The organism is Desulfobacula phenolica, assembly GCF_900105645.1.
Classification (GTDB): Bacteria; Desulfobacterota; Desulfobacteria; order Desulfobacterales; family Desulfobacteraceae; genus Desulfobacula; species Desulfobacula toluolica.
Window position 1 is genome coordinate 102,219 of record NZ_FNLL01000006.1, and the last position, 17,915, is coordinate 120,133.

Genomic DNA, 17,915 nt, shown 5'->3' on the forward strand with positions numbered 1-17,915 from the left:
AATACTTTAAGTTGTGACTAAAATTATTTGTTGGAATTTAAAGAATGTAATATCCGAAAAAAAATGGGAAATGGAGTTATGGCTAAAATTCTATTGATAGATGATTCCTGGTTGACTCGAAGAGGTCTTTCAGGAATGATTAGTTCTTCCGGACATGAAATTGTCGAGGCGGAAAATGGCATGGATGGAGTCGAGAAAATCAAAGACGAATGTCCGGATTGTATTTTTCTTGATCTTTTAATGCCTGAGATGGACGGGTATGAAGTTTTAGAGATATTAAAAGAAAAAAACATTAAAATACCAGTTATTGTATGCAGTGCGGATATTCAGGATACTGCTAAAAGTAAATGTTTAAAATTAGGAGCTTTTGATTTCCTCAATAAACCGCCAATGGTGGAAGAGGTTTTGCAAGTATTGGAAAAAGCTCTGCAAATATAGATAAATCTGAGAGAAATATATGAAAACAACAGAAAAGCAAATAGAAGCGTTAAGGGAACTCATAAATATTGGTGTTGGCAAAAGCGCTTCAATTCTGAACACAATGTTGAACTCTCATATTATTCTTCAAGTTCCTTTATTAAAAATTCTTGACATTTCAGAATTAAACAATGAAGTAAAAGCCTTTAGCAAAGGAAAACTGTCAACTGTCATCCTAAAATTTGATGGTCCTTTTTCAGGAAGTGCCGAATTGATATTTCCCAGTGAAACAGCCATGATATTAGTAAATAGTCTGGTTGGTGAAAATCCGATAGGAATGGATTTTGATTCAATTCGATCCGGAACCCTATGTGAAATCGGCAATGTTGTTTTAAATGGCGTAATGGGATCAATCTCCAATATTTTTTCATCCTATTTTAAGTATTCCGTACCAGAGTATATAGAAGATTTTGCTGAAAATATTTTTTCTGAAAAAGCTGTTGACTTTGATATGAAAGTTTTACTTGCAAAAACAAAATTCATTATCAAAGAACTGAATATTGATGGAGATATTATGTTGTTTTTTGAAGTTTCTGCCTTGGATAGACTGATTGAAATGATCGAAGAATTATAGAAAATGAATAAAATAATATATTCCCTTGAACAATTCCGTTTACTTGATAATGTTCCCATAGCTATTTGTGTGGTTGATAAAGCATATAATATCGTTTTTTGGAACAATTGCATTGAATCCTGGACAAAAAAAAAAAAAGCTGACGTTTTAAACAAAAAACTGGGAACAATATACCCTCATTTTAATGAAAAAAAATATACCTGCAGAATAGATCCTATCCTCTCAGGGGGGCCTCCTGCAATATTTTCATCCCAGCTTCACGGGCATCTTTTTCCGTCAAAACTTTCAAATGGTCAATTCAGGATATTGCAAACAACTGTTTCAAATGTTCCCGCAGAGGGAGACAATCAGTATTACGCTCTTTTTGCCATAAAAGATTTTACTGAACTGTCCTACAGAATCATTGATTACCGGGAAATGCAAAAAAAAGCCCGGCAGGAAATTGAACAACGAAAAAAGGTGGAGCAAGAACTCAGGATAGCGAATGAAGAAATTGTTAAACAGCAAAAAACCGCTATTGAAGAAGAAAGACTTAAAGTTCTATTGCAAATGGCAGGTGCAACAGCTCACGAATTAAATCAACCATTGATGATTCTTCTCGGAAATATTGAATTACTGAAGCTGGATCGAAATGATCCTGAAAAACTAACCGAATATATTTCAAAGATAAGTGATTCAGGCAACAGGATCGCAAATATCATCAAAAAGATACAAAGGGTCAAACGTATTGTCAAAAAAACTTACAGTGCCGGAGCTGACATTGTAGACATTCATCAGAAAGAAAAAATTTTACATGTGGAAGATGATCATGCTTATTTTGAAAATATCCGCGCCTTGCTAAAGGATACAAAATACAAATATATAAAGAATACCGATTCTTTGAGCAATGCCAAATCATTGCTGCTAAAAAAAGACTTTGATCTGATTGTCCTTGATTATTTATTGCCTGATGGAGATGCTTTTGAATTATTGGATTTTTTACGCCTGAAAAAATTAAATCTTCCTGTGATTATTCTTACAGGCCAAGGAAGTGAGAGTATCGCTTCAAGAATACTTCGGCATGGAGCAGGTGATTATTTGTCTAAAACAAAACTGGACAAAGAATCCTTGTTGGAATCCATTGAATTTGTTCTTGAAAAGCATTATCTGAATCAGGATAAGGAAAGAGCAATGGTGGTAATGGGAGATTTGTCTGCAAAAGACGAACTGACAGGCATCTATAACAGGCGATATTTTACTGAAGCTCTGATTCGTGAAATTTCCGGCGCACAAAGATATCAAAAAAAATTAGCACTCTGCATGATTGATCTTGATCACTTTAAAATGGTCAACGATTCATATGGTCATGTGGTTGGTGATGCGGTTTTAAAAAAAATTGCTGATATTATTAAAAATGCAGTTCGCGAATATGATATTCCCTGTCGGTATGGGGGAGAAGAATTTAGCCTGATTTTGCCGGATACGGACCGAAACGGAGCTGAAATCGTCTGTGAAAGAATAAGAAACGATGTGGCTGATTATGTGTTTAAATATGATCACATTTCTTTTCAAATAACATTGAGTGCTGGAGTGGCTTTCCTGAAAAAATCAAAGGACAGCAATTCAAAACAGTCTGATATGCTCATAAAACAAGCGGATGCAGCTCTTTATAAAGCCAAGAATATGGGTCGAAACAGGATTTTATTTTTATGATATTTTAAGTGGATATTCCATTTGCGATTGATATTATCCTTGCTATATCAAGAATCAGACAGACTTTTCCATCCGGCATAATTGTACCTCCGCAAATGCCTGGAATATTTTCCATTAAAGTGCCCAAATTTTTTCTAACAACATTTTGCTTGGCAAGAAGCTTGTCTATCAGCAGTGCAGCTTTGAACCCGGAGTCTTCCACTACGACAACAATACCCGTATTGTTATTTGAGGCACCATTTGAGATATCATTGGAAAGATTGAAAAATTTATGAAGCCTGAACAAAGGGATAATCTTGCCGTGTACTTTAATAAATTCACCTTTTTGAAAGACGCTTGAAATCATATCAGGTTTGAGTTCTATGGAAGTCAAAACACAAAGGGTTGGGATTACATATCTATGATCACCAACACCAACAATCATACCATCCATAATCGCAAGGGTTAAGGGAAGTTTTATCTGAATCTTTGTTCCGATTTTCTGTGTGGACTCAATATGGATTTTACCATTGTATTGGTTGATTGTTGTTTTTACCACATCCATACCAATTCCTCGGCCTGAAATATCAGTGACTTGATCTGCGGTACTCAGCCCCGGGTGGAAAATAAGATTATAAATGGAATTTTGATCAAGCTGGGATGCGTCGTCAATTATTCTTGTTGAAATAGCTTTTTCAATAAGTTTTTTGGTATCAATTCCTTTCCCGTCATCTGTAATTTCAATATATAGACTGCCGCCTTTGTGATATCCTTCAAGAGTCACCGTGGCAATTTCAGGTTTACCTGCTTTAAGTCTATCTTGAATGTTTTGTTCAATGCCATGATCGACACTGTTTCGAATAATATGAATAAGCGGATCACTCAGGCCGTCAACCAGGTTTTTATCCAGCTCTGTTTCTTCTCCTTTTGTGATAAAATCAAATTGCTTGTTGTTTTTGTTTGACAAATCTCTTGCAACTCTTTTCATCCTGTTAAACAGAGCTTTTAAAGGAACCATCCTTAATGACAGTCCAATTCGTTGAAGTTCTTTTGTGATCTCACTGAGCGCTCGCAGCGAATTTCTGTATTCGGAAGATTTTTTGTCTTTGTTGTCGTTATTTCGGATTACCATAGCTTCTGCAGTGGAAAGTTCGCCGATTGTATCAATCAAATGATCCAATCTGTCTGAATCAACCCTTATGGATTTTTTTACAGACGTATTGCTTTTGGCATCTTCTGCCTTTACGGGTTGAGTATCAGAAGGCATTTTGTGATGAGAAGCAAAATCATTTTGATTTTTTTGCTCCATACCTGATTTGTTTTCATACTCTTTAAGTAATTTAAGAATTTGTTCGGAATCTTTTGGAGAAGCATCTGCTCCTGAATACACTGAAAATGTATCAGACAACCAGTCTTTTACGCTAAAAAGAATTTCAGCAAATTTTACAGTCACGTCTTGTGAAAACAAATCCTCAGTCCGGTGACAGATTTTTTCAACTTCTTTTAGCGCCAGAAAACCACTTTCTCCTTTTATTGTATGGATAATACGTTTCATCTCTTTTGGAGAATGTACTAGGTCACCTTTTTCAAATTCAAGAACAAGAGTTTCAAATTTATCCAGAACTGACTGCTGAGAGGATAAAAATTCAGCAAAATCCTCCATGCTCAAATAAGAAGGAAGTGTTTCAGGATGGCGTATACTTGTATTTTTATTCGTAGATTTTGATGCAGTTTCAGGCGGATTGGAGTTTGATGCCTTGCAAATTTCATTATCAGTTTGTTGGCCCAGGGTTAAATGATCGACGATCAATTTCATTTCTGAAATGATATCTTCAATATGAATTAAGGCGTCATGATTTTCATTTTTTTTATAAGTTGTTACTTGTTCAATATGATTGCGGATCTGTTTAACACATGAGGTAATCTCATGCATGCCGCTTTTTTTTGACATGTTATTAATGTCTTTTAACAAGGTGATACTATTTGAAAATGACTCAGGGTTATCAACATCAACCAGGATAAATTCTATAGAGAGGTCTTCAAGTTTACTTCTGATTTCAGAGCTTGAGTGCAAAATAATAATCCTTATAAATGAAGATGTTGAAAACATCACTTAACAATTCGATAAAATGCATAAAAAAATATCAGACGCTCAGGTAAAAAGCAACTGCAATATAATCATTAATTTTGCATTAATCTCAAATATCAGCTGCTCCAAATCGGTCATAAAATATCCTTTTGTCATTGAGTTTTGGTTTGGAAAATTCCTGCATTCCAGCTAACCAAAAGCTAACTTGATTTTTGAATACCGATTGATTAGGGTTGCCCAAATAAAGACGATCATGCACATGATTTACTTATAAAATTATGGGTGTAATGGAGGTGATTTTGAAAAAATTGAACATAAAAAAACAAAGCATCCGGTTCAAGCTTATGATGGCGGCGGCTTTAATGGTAACTCTTCCAATGCTGGTTCTCGGCTACTTTTCAGGCCATAAAATACAACAGACCGTGTCAGATGATGCCAAGGTGCAAGCGGTCAGAATTGCAGCCGGTCTTGCACAGTCAACAAATCTGGTGCTGGCAGAACAAATTCGAATTATCCGCAGTCTTGCTGAAAATTTCCGGTCTTTTGGGGGTATGGATATCCGGTTTTACGGAGGACAGGGCATTGATGATCTGACTGCCAAGAGGCTGAATAAGACCATCCACAGAACCGTTAAAAAAATGGGTGCAAACTACGAGAGTATTTTTATAGCTGACGCCCAGGGTATTATTTTTGCCGGGACTCTTGGTTCCGGGGAAACTCCTTTTTTCGGCAAGGATATAAGTGCAAAACATTTTTTTATAAATACCAAAAAATCCGGAGAACCTTGTTCAAGCGAGGTTTTATTGTCCAAATTTAACCAGAAACCGGTCATTGTTTTTTGTGCCCCCATACTTGATAAACGTGAACAATTTGCAGGTGCTGTCGGAATGACCCTGAAACTGGATGCTGTTTCAAATCTTATAACCGGAACACAGATAGGCCAGACAGGATACGCTTATATGATTGATCAAAATGGTCGTACCATTGCCCATCCTGATCCTGAACATGTCATGAAAACCAACATAAAAAAGCAACCGGGCATGGAATCTTTTGCCAAAACTGTTTTATCAATGGAAACCGGCCTTGACACATACAATTGTGACGGCCTGCATGAAATAGCAGGTTTTTCAACGGTTGATGCAAAAAAATGGACGATTGTTGTCACTCAGAAAGTTGAAGATTTTATGAAAGTGGCAGACTCTCTTCAGCGATTTACCATCCTGATAGGCAGTGTTTTTCTTTTGATGTCCCTTGTGGCAGGTCTTTATTTTACCCGAAGTATAATAACTCCGGTGGAACTTGTTGCATCCGCACTTCAAAAAAGTGCTGCAAATGTCACGGATGCTGCACGCCAGGTTACGGCTGCCAGCAATTCAGTGGCAAATGGTGCAGGTATACAGGCCATGTCCATGAAAGATACGGCTGCGTCTTTATCTCAGATATCCGTCATGATAAAAGACAATGCCGACCATGCCGATCAGGCCAATCGCCTGGTTGATCAGAACCAGCTGGTTTCAAATAAATCCAACCGTATGCTCAATGAGCTGAAAATCACCATGGGAGAATTGGAGGATTCGAGCAAAGAAACGGCCCGGATTATTAAAACCATTGATGACATTGCATTCCAGACCAATTTATTATCCTTGAACGCCTCTGTCGAAGCCGCCCGTGCAGGAGAGTCAGGAGCCGGATTTGCCGTTGTGGCTGAAGAGTTCAGGAATTTGTCTTTACGGTCTGCACAAGCAGCCAAGGTTAGCGAAAATTTCATCCATACCACTGAGAATAATGTCATAAAATGCATTGATATGATGCAGCAGGTTTCAGATACTTTTCTGGAGGTTTTGGATAACTCTGTTAATATGAAAACCTGCATTAAAGAGATTGTGGAAGAGTCCGGCAGACAATCCGATGGCATAGGTGTGATAGATGCGTCAGTGATAAAAATGGACAGATTAATTCAGCAGCATACAGCCCATGCAAAAGAGTCGGCTATTGCATCAAAAAGTGTGTTGCAGGAAGCCCGGAAAATGATTCAAATGGTACAAAATCTAATTGCCGTTATCGGAACATCCGGCACATCAAATCGTCACAACTGCCAAGGCCATACAGCAAACATGACACTAACAGAAGATAAACACCCGGAAAAGATAACAACAAAAGAAGTGCCGATAACAGCCCTGGGAAACCCACTTAAAACAGATCAAAAAATCAGCAAAAACAGAACCTGGGATATTGCAGCGTTTCCAATTATGGCCGATGGCACTAAATCCGATCCAGAATTGACCGGAAGTCCTGATTGTTAATTATACATCGACAATAAAAAAGCCCTGGCAATATACTTTCATATACAACATACCGGGCAAACTCTGAAAGCATTCCGCACCGGAATCATTTAATGTTGCCGTAACACAACTCTAATAAAATTCTAATATAAACTTAGTAGACTCCTCTTTAAATTAACCATGAGGTCAATTGTAATAATACAATCTTTAAAATTATTTTGGAGAAAATATGAACAAATATGTACCCGTATTTATTTTTATGCTCTGTTTACTGATGATATCATCAAGTGTTTTTGCAGGAGAATTGGTGATAAAAGGCTCTACAACGGTTTTGCCCATTGCTCAGAAAGCTGCTGAAGCTTATATGGCCGAACATCCTGACGTAAAAATTTCGCTTTCCGGCGGAGGGTCCGGGAACGGAATAAAAGCGATCATTGACGGTACGGCCGACATTGGGAACGCCTCGCGTTTTATCAAGCAAAAAGAAGTTGATCTGGCACACGACAAGAGCGTTTATCCAGTGCCCTTCAGGGTTGCACTGGACGCGATAGTTCCGGTTGTAAATTACAAAAACACGGTTGACGATCTTAGCCTGGAACAGCTGAAGGATATTTATCTTGGAAAGATAACAAACTGGAGTGAGGTCGGCGGAACACCTGGTAAAATCGTCGTGATTTCACGGGACAGTTCGTCCGGAACATTTGGCGTATGGAAAGATCTGGTCATGAAAAAAGAACGGGTCATTCCCGGCGCACTGACCGTGCCTTCAAACGGCGGTATTGTCCAGGCGGTTGCAAACACACCGGGTGCCATAGGGTATGTCGGCCTGGGCTATCTGAATGGCGACATCAAATCTGTAAAAGTCAACGGAACACCCGGAACAGAAGAAAACACCTTGAACGGATCATTTCCCATTGCCAGAGGCTTGTTCATGTTTACAAAAGGATGGCCGACAGGTGATACCATGGGGTTTTTATCGTTTATCCTGTCACAAAAGGGACAGGAACTTGTAAAACAAGCCGGGTCCATCCCGCTGTTCTAATGTGTAACGGAGAAAAATGTTGAAACGTCAGCATATTGATAAAACAGTGCAGTCAGGATTTTTGCTCATTGCACTGTTTTCCATAACCGCCTTGTTTTTGATCATGGTATTTCTTTTTATAGAAGGCATACCCATTTTAGAGCATATCAGTATCAAAGAGTTTGTTTTCGGCAAGTTCTGGTATCCCACGGATGACCCTGCGGATTTCGGAATTCTTTCCCTTATTCTGGGCTCCTTGTGTGTCACACTTCTTTCAGGTTTGATGGCGGTTCCATTGGGAATAATGACAGCCGTTTACCTGGCGGAGATTGCTTCCCCCCGGGTTGCTGAAATAGTCAAGCCCATTGTGGAACTGATGGCCTCCATGCCATCGGTTGTCATTGGTTTTTTCGGTATGGTGGTTGTGGCGCCGTTTATTCAAAAACTTTTTAACATTCCAGTCGGGTTAAACATGTTTAACGCATCCCTGATGCTGGCGTTCATGGCCATTCCCACCATTTGCAGTATTTCAGAGGATGCTGTATTTTCCGTCCCCACGGCTTTAAAAGAAGCCTCTTTTGCCCTGGGGGCCACCCATTTTGAAACCATTGCAAAAGTTATTATCCCTGCATCATTGTCCGGCATATGTACAGCCGTTATTCTCGGGCTGTCCCGTGCCATCGGAGAAACCATGGTGGTGTTGATGGCCGCAGGCGGCGCTGCCATGATACCCTCATCCATCTTTGATCCGGTACGGCCATTGCCGGCAAGCATTGCAGCGGAAATGGCTGAAGCACCATTCAGAAGTGAGCATTATCACGCTTTGTTTGCCATTGGCATTGTGTTGTTTGCATTTACATTTGTTTTTAATTTGATTGCCGATTATATTTCCTATAAATTCAGGCAGGTGGGAGAGGCATCCTTATAATGATAAAACAGAGGTTATTGGCACAGAAGATATTTTTTTTATTGTTAAAAGCAGCGGCTTTGCTCAATGGTGCAGCGCTCTTAGTGATTGTATATTTCATGGTATCCCGTGGATGGCGGGCCATTTCATGGGAATTTTTAACCCAGCCGCCAAAAGATTCCATGACGGCAGGCGGCATTTTACCCTGTATTGTGGGAACATTGTCTCTTTGTTTGATGACCATTATGGTGGCGTTGCCCATCGGGGTTTCCTCTGCCATATATTTAAATGAATACGCAAGACAGGGCAAACTGGTCAGGATCATCCGCCTGGGCATTAACAATCTGGCCGGGGTTCCGTCCATTGTATTTGGATTGTTCGGACTTGCCTTTTTTTGTATCGTACTGAAAATGGGAGTATCCATTGCAGCAGGCGGCTTGACATTGGGGATCATGACCCTGCCCGTGATCATCGGTGCTTCTGAAGAGGCATTAAAGGCCGTTCCCAACACCTATCGTGAAGCTTCCCTTGCCATGGGGGCAACCAAATGGCAGACCATAAGAAAAGTGGTGCTGCCGTCAGCTTTTCCAGGAATTATTACAGGATCAATACTGGGGTTGAGCCGGGCGGCAGGTGAAACCGCCCCGATCATGTATACCGGCGCTGTTTTTTTTACCCCTGATCTTCCCGGTTCCCTTCTGGATGAAGTCATGGCATTGCCCTATCACATATATGTATTGGCCACGGCAGGAACCAATATTGAAGCCACAAGGCACCTGCAATACGGAACCGCCCTTGTGCTGATTGTCCTGGTTTTCGGCATGAACCTTGCAGCAATCATTCTGCGGTCTAAAATGAGAAAAAAGTTAAGGATTTAGCTTCAATGAAACACAATTTTAAAATGCATACTCAGGATCTGAGTTTTTTTTATGGTAACTTTCAGGCCCTTCACACAATTTCAATTGAGTTTATCGAAAACCAGGTAACAGCGCTTATCGGTCCGTCAGGGTGCGGGAAAAGCACCTATTTAAGATGCTTGAACCGCATGAACGATCTGATTCCCGGCATCCGGGTCAAGGGCCGGGCCATGCTGGATGAAAATGACATTTACGATCCGTTGGTTGATGTGGTGAGCCTGAGAAGAAGGGTCGGCATGGTATTTCAAAAGCCCAACCCGTTTCCCAAATCTATTTTTGAAAATATTGCTTACGGATTAAAGGTCAATGGCGTTAAAGACAGGGCAAAAATCACTCAAATTGTGGAAAAAAGCTTAAAACAGGCCGCTATCTGGGATGAAGTCAAAGACCGGTTGAACGAATCCGCTCTTGGTCTTTCCGGGGGCCAGCAGCAGCGATTGTGCATTGCCCGAGCCCTTGCTGTGGGACCTGACGTGCTGTTGATGGATGAACCGGCTTCAGCCCTTGATCCCATTGCCACGCAAAAAATTGAAGAACTGATCACCACCCTGTCTTCAAAACTGACCATTATCATTGTCACCCATAATATGCAGCAGGCAGCACGGGTGTCTGACAGAACCGCTTTTTTTTATATGGGAAAACTCATAGAAGTCAACGATACCGACACCTTGTTTACCAAACCGGCATTAAAACAGACCGAAGATTATATTACCGGAAGATTCGGATAAGGAGAAAATCATGGCAAGCCATTTGCAAAAAGAAATAGAAAAAATAAAAAAAGAGATCCTCTCCCTTGGGGCCATGGTGGAAGACCGGTTTAAAAAAGCTGTGTATGCCATCAAAACAGAAGATCTAAAATTGGCACAGACCATCATTGATACGGATTTTGAAGTGGATGAACGTGAAATCGAAGTGGAAGAGGAGTGCCTGAAGATTCTTGCGCTGTACCAGCCGGTGGCCATGGACCTGCGTTTTCTTGTGGCAGTTGTCAAGATAAACAATGACCTTGAACGAATTGCGGATTATGCAGCAAATATTTCAAAACGGTTCAAGGCATCTTCTGAAAATCCCAATAAGTTCAGGTATGATTATACTGCCATGGGAGAGCAGACTGCAAAAATGCTCAGAATGAGTCTGGATGCCCTTGTAAAAATGGATGTGGATATGGCATATGAAGTCAGAGATATGGACTCTGATGTGAACATCATGCGAAATGATGCCTATGATTCAATGAAAGAAGACATACAAAAACATCCTGAAATGGTGGGTGAAATTATTAATATGTACCTTATTTCCAGGCATTTGGAACGTATCGGGGATCATACCACCAATATTGCGGAAGAGGTGATCTATCTGATAGAGGGCGAAATTATCAGGCATACTTAAATGCCCGGCCTCTCAATTTTTATATGAAAGTTTTCGAAAATTTCAACAGTGACTTTCATGTTTTGTTGTGGGCAAACCAAGTTGAATGACCAGGTCTGCCAGTGGCAGTTATTTGAAACAATAATAAATTTATGCATACAGGAAAAAAAAGATGTTAAAAGAAACCATTCTGATCGTGGATGATGAAGAAGATATTGTTGAGTTGATCAAATATAATCTGGAAAATGAAGGGTATGGCATATTGACGGCATTAACCGGTGAACAGGCCATAAAAATGGCCAAGCAATTCCATCCGGATCTGATTGTCCTTGATCTGATGCTGCCGGGAATTGACGGACTTGAGGTCACCAAATACCTTAAAAACAATGACAACACAAGTTACATTCCCATTGTCATGCTCACGGCAAAAGGAGAAGAATCCGACATCGTTATAGGGCTTGAAATCGGTGCCAACGATTATATTTCAAAACCCTTCAGCCCCAAAGTCCTGATTGCCAGAATCCGTTCCATATTACGCCGCCGTAAAAAAGATTTGGGCCAGCCGCCGGAAAGGATCAACCAGGAAGGAGATCTGATCATTGACCGGGCAAAGCATCTGGTGACAATTGAAGGAAATGTATTGGATCTGACTTTTTCAGAATTTGAACTGCTCTCCTTTCTTGTGGACAAAAAGGGGTGGGTCTTTACCAGAAAACAGATTGTTGATGCAATTCATGGTGAAAGCTATTCTGTAACCGAAAGAAGTGTTGATGTTGTTATTGTCGGCCTGAGAAAAAAATTAAAAAATCATGCATCCTCTATTGAAACCGTCCGGGGTGTTGGTTACAGGTTTAAAGAATAAAAATGGAAAAAAGAAAAAAGAAATTAATCTGGCATATTTTCCCTTCGTTTCTTTTGATAATTTTTCTTTCGCTTTCAGCGATCACATCATACTCAACCAGTTATTTTAAAAAGTTTTTTCTGAAGAACTCGGAAAAAGAGTTGACCATCAGGACAACATTATTGCAAAAAAAATTTTCAGATATGCTGAAAAATGGTCCTGATAATTATCATCAGATTGATATGCATTGCAAAGATATAGAAGAAAAAACAGATACCAGGGTAACGGTTTTGCTGCCGTCAGGTGTTGTGATAGGGGATTCTTCAGGTGATATTGCAACCATGGAAAACCATATGAAACGGCCGGAAATAATGGAGGCGATGAAACGGAAAAAAGGTGTCTGTGTGCGATACAGTGCAACTCTGGATAAGAATATGATGTATATTGCTTTGCCTGTTCTGCAGGACAAAGAGGTTGCCGCTGTTGTGAGAACAGCCGTATCCATCTCCGGCATAGACACACAGATCAAATCCATCCGGAATAATATTCTGATTGCGCTGCTGGTTACCATTATTATTGCCGGATTGACAAGCCTTTATGTTGCCGGGAGAATCAGTCATCCTGTTGAAGAGATGACAAAAGGCACTGCCGAATTTGCCAAAGGGAATCTTACGGCAAGAATTGCGGTTCCTGAATCAGAAGAATTATCTGAACTTGCCGTCACCATGAACCATATGGCACAAGCCCTGGATGATAAAATCACGGCATTTGAAAATCGAAGCATGGAATTGGAGGCAGTCCACTCCAGTATGCAAGAAGGTGTTATTGCAATTGATAAAAATGAAAAAATCATAACAATCAATGATGCTGCAGCCAGGGTTTTTGGTTTTTCAGCATCAAAGTTAAAAGCCAGGTATATACTTGAAATAGCAAGGCATTTTGAACTTCAAAAATTTATTCAAAAAGCTTTGGCAACCCATAAGCCGGTTGAAGATGATATTGTTATTGCAGGGGATAAAGAACGAATTTTAAATATCCATTCAACAGCGCTTTATGAAACAGCAGGACGGCGGATGGGAACCTTGATTATTTTTCATGATATCACCAGGATTCGGCGACTTGAAAGAATGCATATAGATTTTGCAGCCAATGTGTCCCATGAGCTGAAAACACCGCTTACAACCATAAAAGGCTTTGTTGAGACCCTTCAGCAAATGACGGTTAAAAATGAGCTTAAAGAGGGGGAAGCTTTTTTAAATATTATTGAAAAAAATGTAGACAGGATGATTGATCTGATCAATGATCTGCTGGCCCTGGCAAAACTTGAACGCCTTCAGGGAACCAAAATCCAGCTTGAAAAACACAATATCTCAGGCTTGATTCAGGGAGCTGTCAGCAATTGTGATTTCAGCATTGAGAAAAAAAACATTTCCGTGAGTATTGATTGCCCGGAGGATATTTCTGCCATGGTTGATCCTGGTTTAATGGAACAGGCCATCATAAATATCGTGGACAATGCTGTTAAATACAGCCCTGAAGGAAAATCAATCCACATATCGGTCACAAGTCAGGGCCGGTTTGTGGATATAATGATCAAGGATAACGGCAATGGAATGAACAAGGAACACCTGTCCAAAATTTTTAACCGGTTTTACAGGGTGGACAGGGCCAGAAGCCGAAACGAAGGAGGTACAGGCCTGGGACTGGCCATTGTGAAGCATATTGTCCAGTATCACAACGGGAAAATTGATGTGACAAGTACAAAAGGCCGGGGCAGCTGTTTTACGCTCAGTATCCCTGCCTGATAATTTTTGACCCTGAAACCTTTAACGCATTGTTGGACAAAGCCATCCAGTATCATAGACAAACCTGATATTTTATCAGGCATTTATCTTCTGTTTGAAATAGTCTATCCAGGCTCTGTTTTCAGCCATGGAAACCGGTTTGTCACTCAAATTCTCATGAGGCTTACGGTTCAGCCGGATCATTTTTTCCCGCGAACCTGGATTATAATAAAGGAACTCACAATGCTTTACTCTGTATTTTAAAAAGAAATCAGCTATGGCGGCAAGATTTTCTTTGTTTGCCACAAAATGAGGAATCAGGGGAATCCTTGGCAGTACGGAGATATCGTGTTCAAGAAGCTGCCTGAAGTTTTCAAGTATAAGATGATTTGACTTCCCAAGCAGGCGCTTATGAATCTCGTTATCCATGATCTTAAAATCAAAATAGATCAAATCAATGTTCGGCAAAATTTTTAAAACAAATTCATTAAAATCAAAATATCCGCAGGTTTGAACGGCAATATGAATCTGCTCTTTTTTTAGCAACAAGATTACCCGGGAGATATAATCTATAAACCCCAGGGATTCTCCCCCGGAAAATGTCACCCCTCCCCCTGATGTCTCATAATAGTGTTTGTCCTGCAACACAAGACTTGCCAGCCGTTCAGGAGAATAAGTTTTCCCGATATTCCGCCGTGCAAGTGCAAAACATTTTTTTCCCTTGGTACAGTTGCCGCAATGAATACAGTCTTCCGGAAAAAACATGGTCTCCATTTCATAATTCTGGGATTCGGGATTATGACACCAGGGACATGAAAGGGGGCAGCCTTTAAAAAAGACTGTTGTCCTCACGCCCGGACCGTCAACAAAAGATCCTCTGGCAATATCGAAAATCAATGGCTCCGGTCCGGTTGTGATACACTTATGCATGATCTTTTAACAATTCTTTAAAATCATTGATTCCCAGCAGTTCAGGAATCAGCCACAGCAAATATATGAATTTGAAAAGATAATTCAGGTTTCCTGAAACGCTCAACTGGTTATTCAGCATCCCTGCAATCACATCGGTATTACCGGACAGCAGGAAATCAGCCATTGCCTTTCCGTCCTTGAACGTCACTGTGGTGGTCGGGTTTTCAACAAGGCTGTCCATAGCCTTCATCCCGTCTTGTTGAGCAAACAACACATTGACCTTTTTGAATACGGCAGAAACATCTATTTTTTTGTCCCTGCTGCAGATGGCATATGAGGCGGTAAAATCCTTGATGTTTTTCCGGTAATCTTTGTTGACAACAAACAAAAGGCTCATGGCCTTGAGCAGCAGATAAAGCAGGTTGTCCAGGGCTCCTCCGGCAACTTCGTTTTCAATATCATTTTTAAGTGTTCTCAAGTTGTTTGCAATCAGTGTTTTTTGCATCCTTTCTGAAAGCCCCTCGAGCTGATCAAATAAATTCATATTAAGACTCCTTTTTGATTAATGGGACAAATTCACCTGAAGAGAGTTTGTACTGGCTTCGCATAATCAATTCGTCTTTCATTGCCTCGTTCAAGGATTTAAAATAAGCAGAATATCCTGACACTCTGACCAGAAGATGGGGATGGCTGTCAGGATCGGCTCTGGCTTCTTCCAGAGTTTTATAATCCTGTATATTGAACTGAACCTGCTGTCCGCCTTTTTCCATATAGGCTTGAACAACGCTTCCAAATCGATCTGCATTTTCAAGAGAACATTCCACGGGAGAAAATTTCATATTCAGGGCATAGGCTCCGGGTATATGCTTGCTGTTGAGGCCTGCAACGCAATTGAGTGCGGTTGTCAAACAAGTGTCTATCTGTGAAGCCGGTGTGATGCCGCTGGAAAAAGGTATGTTTGCTTTTCTTCCGCTGGGCAGGGCTCCTGTTACACTGCCGTATCCTGCATGGTTTGTCATTGTCCAGTAAGCAACCCTGTAATTGCCGCCCCTATAGTTTTGCTTTGTGTTGAACACTTCATATCCAAGATCAATTAATCTTCCGGAAATATCAACGGCAACAGGATGGTCTGTGCCGTACTTGGGCGCCTTGTTTTTCAGATATGCGCAAAGCAACTCATGCCCTTTGAAATTATTGTCAACCGCCTCAACCAGTTCGGCAAGGGACAGATTCATGCCGGTGTCGTTTTCATTGAAACACAGATCCTTTATGGCACAAATGGAATCGCAGACATCAGGAAAACCAATATGAGTGACTCCTGAAGAATTATAGATCGCCCCACCCTGAATCAGATCTTTGCCCTTGTCCAAAGGTCCTTTGAATATGGCTGACAAAAGCGGAGTCGGAAGGAATTGCTGGTGTGTCTTTCCATAGGTGTTGTTCAATGAGATCGCATTTTCAGCCATAAGCCTTGTCTGTTCCGCATAGGCATCCCAGAAATCTTCAAAGGTATTGAACTCAGATGGATTACCGGTTGCCTTCCAGAGCGGTTTTTCTCCTGTAACCGTTGTTCGGCCGTTGTGAAGGGTCATGTATAAAATTGTATACATCATCATGAATATGGAGGAACTGGCGCTGTAATCCCTTCCGGCGCTTCCCAGCTCAACACATCCTATGACGGCATAATCTCGGGCATGCTCAAGAGTCTCCCCCTGGTTGACAAGGGTCCTGATATTTTGAATATCATTGAAAAAAGCCGGAATGGCCTTGTTGGTCAGGATGACCCTGCTGACCTCATTTCTGTATTCAACGGGATTTTTTTCCGGATGAAACCTGGCATTTACATTGGGGTCCCGAATCGGCAAAAGCTCCGTGATTTTCAATAAAACATATGTCAGTTCATTGACCGCATTGTTCCCTTTTTTGTCCACTCCGCCAAGGGTGACAGCGGGAACCGCGCCCGCACCCCCGAAAAGTTTTTCTGCAGCTTCCGGCACAAGGTTAACATTATCGGCAATTTTAAACCACAAGGACCCTGAAATATTCAGCGCCTCCTCAATACTAAGCACTCCGGATTCATAATCCCTGATAAAATAAGGATATAATATTTGATCAAGGCGTCCTGGATTGATGGCCATGTTCGAGTTTTCTGCAAACACACAGACCTGACAGATCCAAAGGGCATTTACAGCTTCATGATAGGTTTCTGCCGGTTTTGCCGGAACTCTTTTGCAAATTTCTGCAATACTTTGAAGGTTTTTTTTTCGTTCCGGGTCGGTTTCATTATCAGCTTTCCTGGCCGCCTCCCTGGAAATATTGGCTGCATAATCAAGTATGCCCTGCATCGCGATCCTGACAGACCTGTAAAAAAACAATTTTTCCTTATCATTGCCTTGTTCCTCTTCTTTGTTTGCCGCCTCTTCCATTATGCGTTGAATCCCTTTTTCAAGTACCAACTCATAACAAGGAGTGGTATGTGAAATGGTCGCGGCCTTGGCAATGGTATAGATAATCATTTTTTCCAGCAGGCCCTGCCGAAAAGGATCCACTTTCCGGACTTCCTCGGACATTGATTTTTCCATCCAGTAGGGGAATACGTCAAAATTCAAAATATCGGCATCTTTTTTATCAAGAAACTGTGGATTATCTTTTCTTGTACTGATAGTTCCCAGCTCAGGCCAGATACTCAAACCAAAAAACTCGGGATAAACCGGGGCTCCCAGAGCTTTGGCAGTGGTGGCCCCGCCGAGCATATTGTCGTCATGGAAACATATTTCCCTGTTGGACAGATAACCGGCAACAGCCTCAGCTCTTCTGACCGGCATGGGCAGGTTCAGATGTTCGGTTTCCTTGAGATAGGCCGTCATATACTTGGCTCTTTCAATATCGACGGCGGCAGTGGCGCTGCGGTGCAACTCCAGCAATGTATCCAGCAGGGGAAGTTTTGTTTTCAGATTTCCAGGGGTATACTCCTTGAGTTTATCTCTTACTTCATCTGTTTTTTTATACACGTCAAATTTCCTTTTCATATGAAAGAATTTCCAACTTCTTGAAATCAAAGATTTTTTACTGTTT

General features: G+C 40.9%; 15 protein-coding genes. 11 read left to right on the top strand and 4 right to left on the bottom strand.

From position 1 onward, the window contains the following. The first annotated feature begins 78 nt into the window (after positions 1-78). The 3 genes from BLT94_RS11395 to BLT94_RS11405 are packed head-to-tail and all read left to right on the top strand — an operon-like array spanning position 79 to position 2,743. Positions 79-438 carry a response regulator gene (locus BLT94_RS11395; RefSeq protein WP_092234597.1) on the top strand — a complete coding sequence of 120 codons (360 nt, stop codon included), beginning with the start codon at positions 79-81 and terminating at the stop codon, positions 436-438. 19 nt (positions 439-457) lie between these two features. Further along, positions 458-1,051 (top strand): hypothetical protein, encoded by a 594-nt coding sequence (locus BLT94_RS11400; RefSeq protein WP_092234131.1) that lies wholly within the window; start codon positions 458-460, stop codon positions 1,049-1,051. Between the two features lie 3 nt (positions 1,052-1,054). Continuing rightward, on the top strand, positions 1,055-2,743 hold the full coding sequence (locus BLT94_RS11405; protein WP_092234134.1) for a diguanylate cyclase: 1,689 nt from the start codon (positions 1,055-1,057) through the stop codon (positions 2,741-2,743). 4 nt (positions 2,744-2,747) lie between these two features. Here the strand turns inward: BLT94_RS11405 and BLT94_RS11410 are convergent, their stop codons facing one another. After that, positions 2,748-4,796, bottom strand: coding sequence for a chemotaxis protein CheA (locus tag BLT94_RS11410; protein WP_175530337.1), 2,049 nt, complete (start codon positions 4,794-4,796; stop codon positions 2,748-2,750). A gap of 314 nt (positions 4,797-5,110) precedes the next feature. Between BLT94_RS11410 and BLT94_RS11415 the strand changes: the two genes are divergently transcribed. The 8 genes from BLT94_RS11415 (at position 5,111) to BLT94_RS11450 (ending at position 13,949) form a co-directional block, all read left to right on the top strand. After that, on the top strand, positions 5,111-7,114 hold the full coding sequence (locus BLT94_RS11415) for a methyl-accepting chemotaxis protein (protein ID WP_175530338.1): 2,004 nt from the start codon (positions 5,111-5,113) through the stop codon (positions 7,112-7,114). A 208-nt stretch (positions 7,115-7,322) separates the two neighbouring features. Then, the gene (locus BLT94_RS11420; protein WP_092234142.1) at positions 7,323-8,135 is read left to right on the top strand and encodes a phosphate ABC transporter substrate-binding protein; all 813 of its coding nucleotides are present in this window, start codon (positions 7,323-7,325) and stop codon (positions 8,133-8,135) included. Positions 8,136-8,151: 16 nt separating this feature from the next. After that, positions 8,152-9,042 carry a phosphate ABC transporter permease subunit PstC gene (gene pstC, locus BLT94_RS11425; RefSeq protein WP_175530339.1) on the top strand — a complete coding sequence of 297 codons (891 nt, stop codon included), beginning with the start codon at positions 8,152-8,154 and terminating at the stop codon, positions 9,040-9,042. Continuing rightward, positions 9,042-9,899, top strand: coding sequence for a phosphate ABC transporter permease PstA (gene pstA, locus BLT94_RS11430; protein WP_014958594.1), 858 nt, complete (start codon positions 9,042-9,044; stop codon positions 9,897-9,899). Before pstC ends, pstA begins: the two co-directional genes overlap by 1 nt. Before the next feature lie 5 nt (positions 9,900-9,904). Beyond that, on the top strand, positions 9,905-10,666 hold the full coding sequence (gene pstB, locus BLT94_RS11435) for a phosphate ABC transporter ATP-binding protein PstB (RefSeq protein ID WP_092234146.1): 762 nt from the start codon (positions 9,905-9,907) through the stop codon (positions 10,664-10,666). A 10-nt stretch (positions 10,667-10,676) separates the two neighbouring features. Further along, a complete protein-coding gene (phoU, locus tag BLT94_RS11440) occupies positions 10,677-11,324 on the top strand; it encodes a phosphate signaling complex protein PhoU (protein WP_014958596.1) in 648 nt (215 codons plus the stop codon). A gap of 151 nt (positions 11,325-11,475) precedes the next feature. Beyond that, positions 11,476-12,165, top strand: a complete 690-nt coding sequence (locus BLT94_RS11445) for a response regulator (protein ID WP_014958597.1) — start codon at positions 11,476-11,478, stop codon at positions 12,163-12,165. 2 nt (positions 12,166-12,167) lie between these two features. Next, the gene (locus BLT94_RS11450) at positions 12,168-13,949 is read left to right on the top strand and encodes a sensor histidine kinase (protein ID WP_092234148.1); all 1,782 of its coding nucleotides are present in this window, start codon (positions 12,168-12,170) and stop codon (positions 13,947-13,949) included. A 75-nt stretch (positions 13,950-14,024) separates the two neighbouring features. Here the strand turns inward: BLT94_RS11450 and BLT94_RS11455 are convergent, their stop codons facing one another. From BLT94_RS11455 to BLT94_RS11465, 3 genes are read right to left on the bottom strand one after another with little or no spacing between them, the layout of a single operon-like run. Continuing rightward, positions 14,025-14,858, bottom strand: a complete 834-nt coding sequence (locus BLT94_RS11455) for a radical SAM protein (protein ID WP_092234152.1) — start codon at positions 14,856-14,858, stop codon at positions 14,025-14,027. Beyond that, on the bottom strand, positions 14,851-15,384 hold the full coding sequence (locus BLT94_RS11460) for a hypothetical protein (RefSeq protein WP_014958600.1): 534 nt from the start codon (positions 15,382-15,384) through the stop codon (positions 14,851-14,853). The genes BLT94_RS11455 and BLT94_RS11460 overlap by 8 nt, the downstream gene beginning before the upstream one ends. A 1-nt stretch (position 15,385) precedes the next feature. Then, entirely contained in the window at positions 15,386-17,869 is a 2,484-nt protein-coding gene (locus BLT94_RS11465) for a pyruvate formate lyase family protein (protein WP_092234155.1), read from the bottom strand. Between the last annotated feature and the right edge of the window lie 46 nt (positions 17,870-17,915).

Bases quoted from the DNA above. Each gene is read 5' to 3' on its own strand.
- phoU (WP_014958596.1), top strand. From the start codon at position 10,677: ATGGCAAGCCATTTGCAAAAAGAAATAGAAAAAATAAAAAAAGAGATC.
- BLT94_RS11450 (WP_092234148.1), top strand. From the start codon at position 12,168: ATGGAAAAAAGAAAAAAGAAATTAATCTGGCATATTTTCCCTTCGTTT.
- BLT94_RS11460 (WP_014958600.1), bottom strand. From the start codon at position 15,384: ATGAATTTATTTGATCAGCTCGAGGGGCTTTCAGAAAGGATGCAAAAA.
- BLT94_RS11405 (WP_092234134.1), top strand. From the start codon at position 1,055: ATGAATAAAATAATATATTCCCTTGAACAATTCCGTTTACTTGATAAT.
- BLT94_RS11420 (WP_092234142.1), top strand. From the start codon at position 7,323: ATGAACAAATATGTACCCGTATTTATTTTTATGCTCTGTTTACTGATG.
- pstB (WP_092234146.1), top strand. From the start codon at position 9,905: ATGAAACACAATTTTAAAATGCATACTCAGGATCTGAGTTTTTTTTAT.
- BLT94_RS11455 (WP_092234152.1), bottom strand. From the start codon at position 14,858: ATGCATAAGTGTATCACAACCGGACCGGAGCCATTGATTTTCGATATT.
- BLT94_RS11400 (WP_092234131.1), top strand. From the start codon at position 458: ATGAAAACAACAGAAAAGCAAATAGAAGCGTTAAGGGAACTCATAAAT.
- BLT94_RS11465 (WP_092234155.1), bottom strand. From the start codon at position 17,869: ATGAAAAGGAAATTTGACGTGTATAAAAAAACAGATGAAGTAAGAGAT.
- pstC (WP_175530339.1), top strand. From the start codon at position 8,152: ATGTTGAAACGTCAGCATATTGATAAAACAGTGCAGTCAGGATTTTTG.
- BLT94_RS11395 (WP_092234597.1), top strand. From the start codon at position 79: ATGGCTAAAATTCTATTGATAGATGATTCCTGGTTGACTCGAAGAGGT.
- BLT94_RS11445 (WP_014958597.1), top strand. From the start codon at position 11,476: ATGTTAAAAGAAACCATTCTGATCGTGGATGATGAAGAAGATATTGTT.
- pstA (WP_014958594.1), top strand. From the start codon at position 9,042: ATGATAAAACAGAGGTTATTGGCACAGAAGATATTTTTTTTATTGTTA.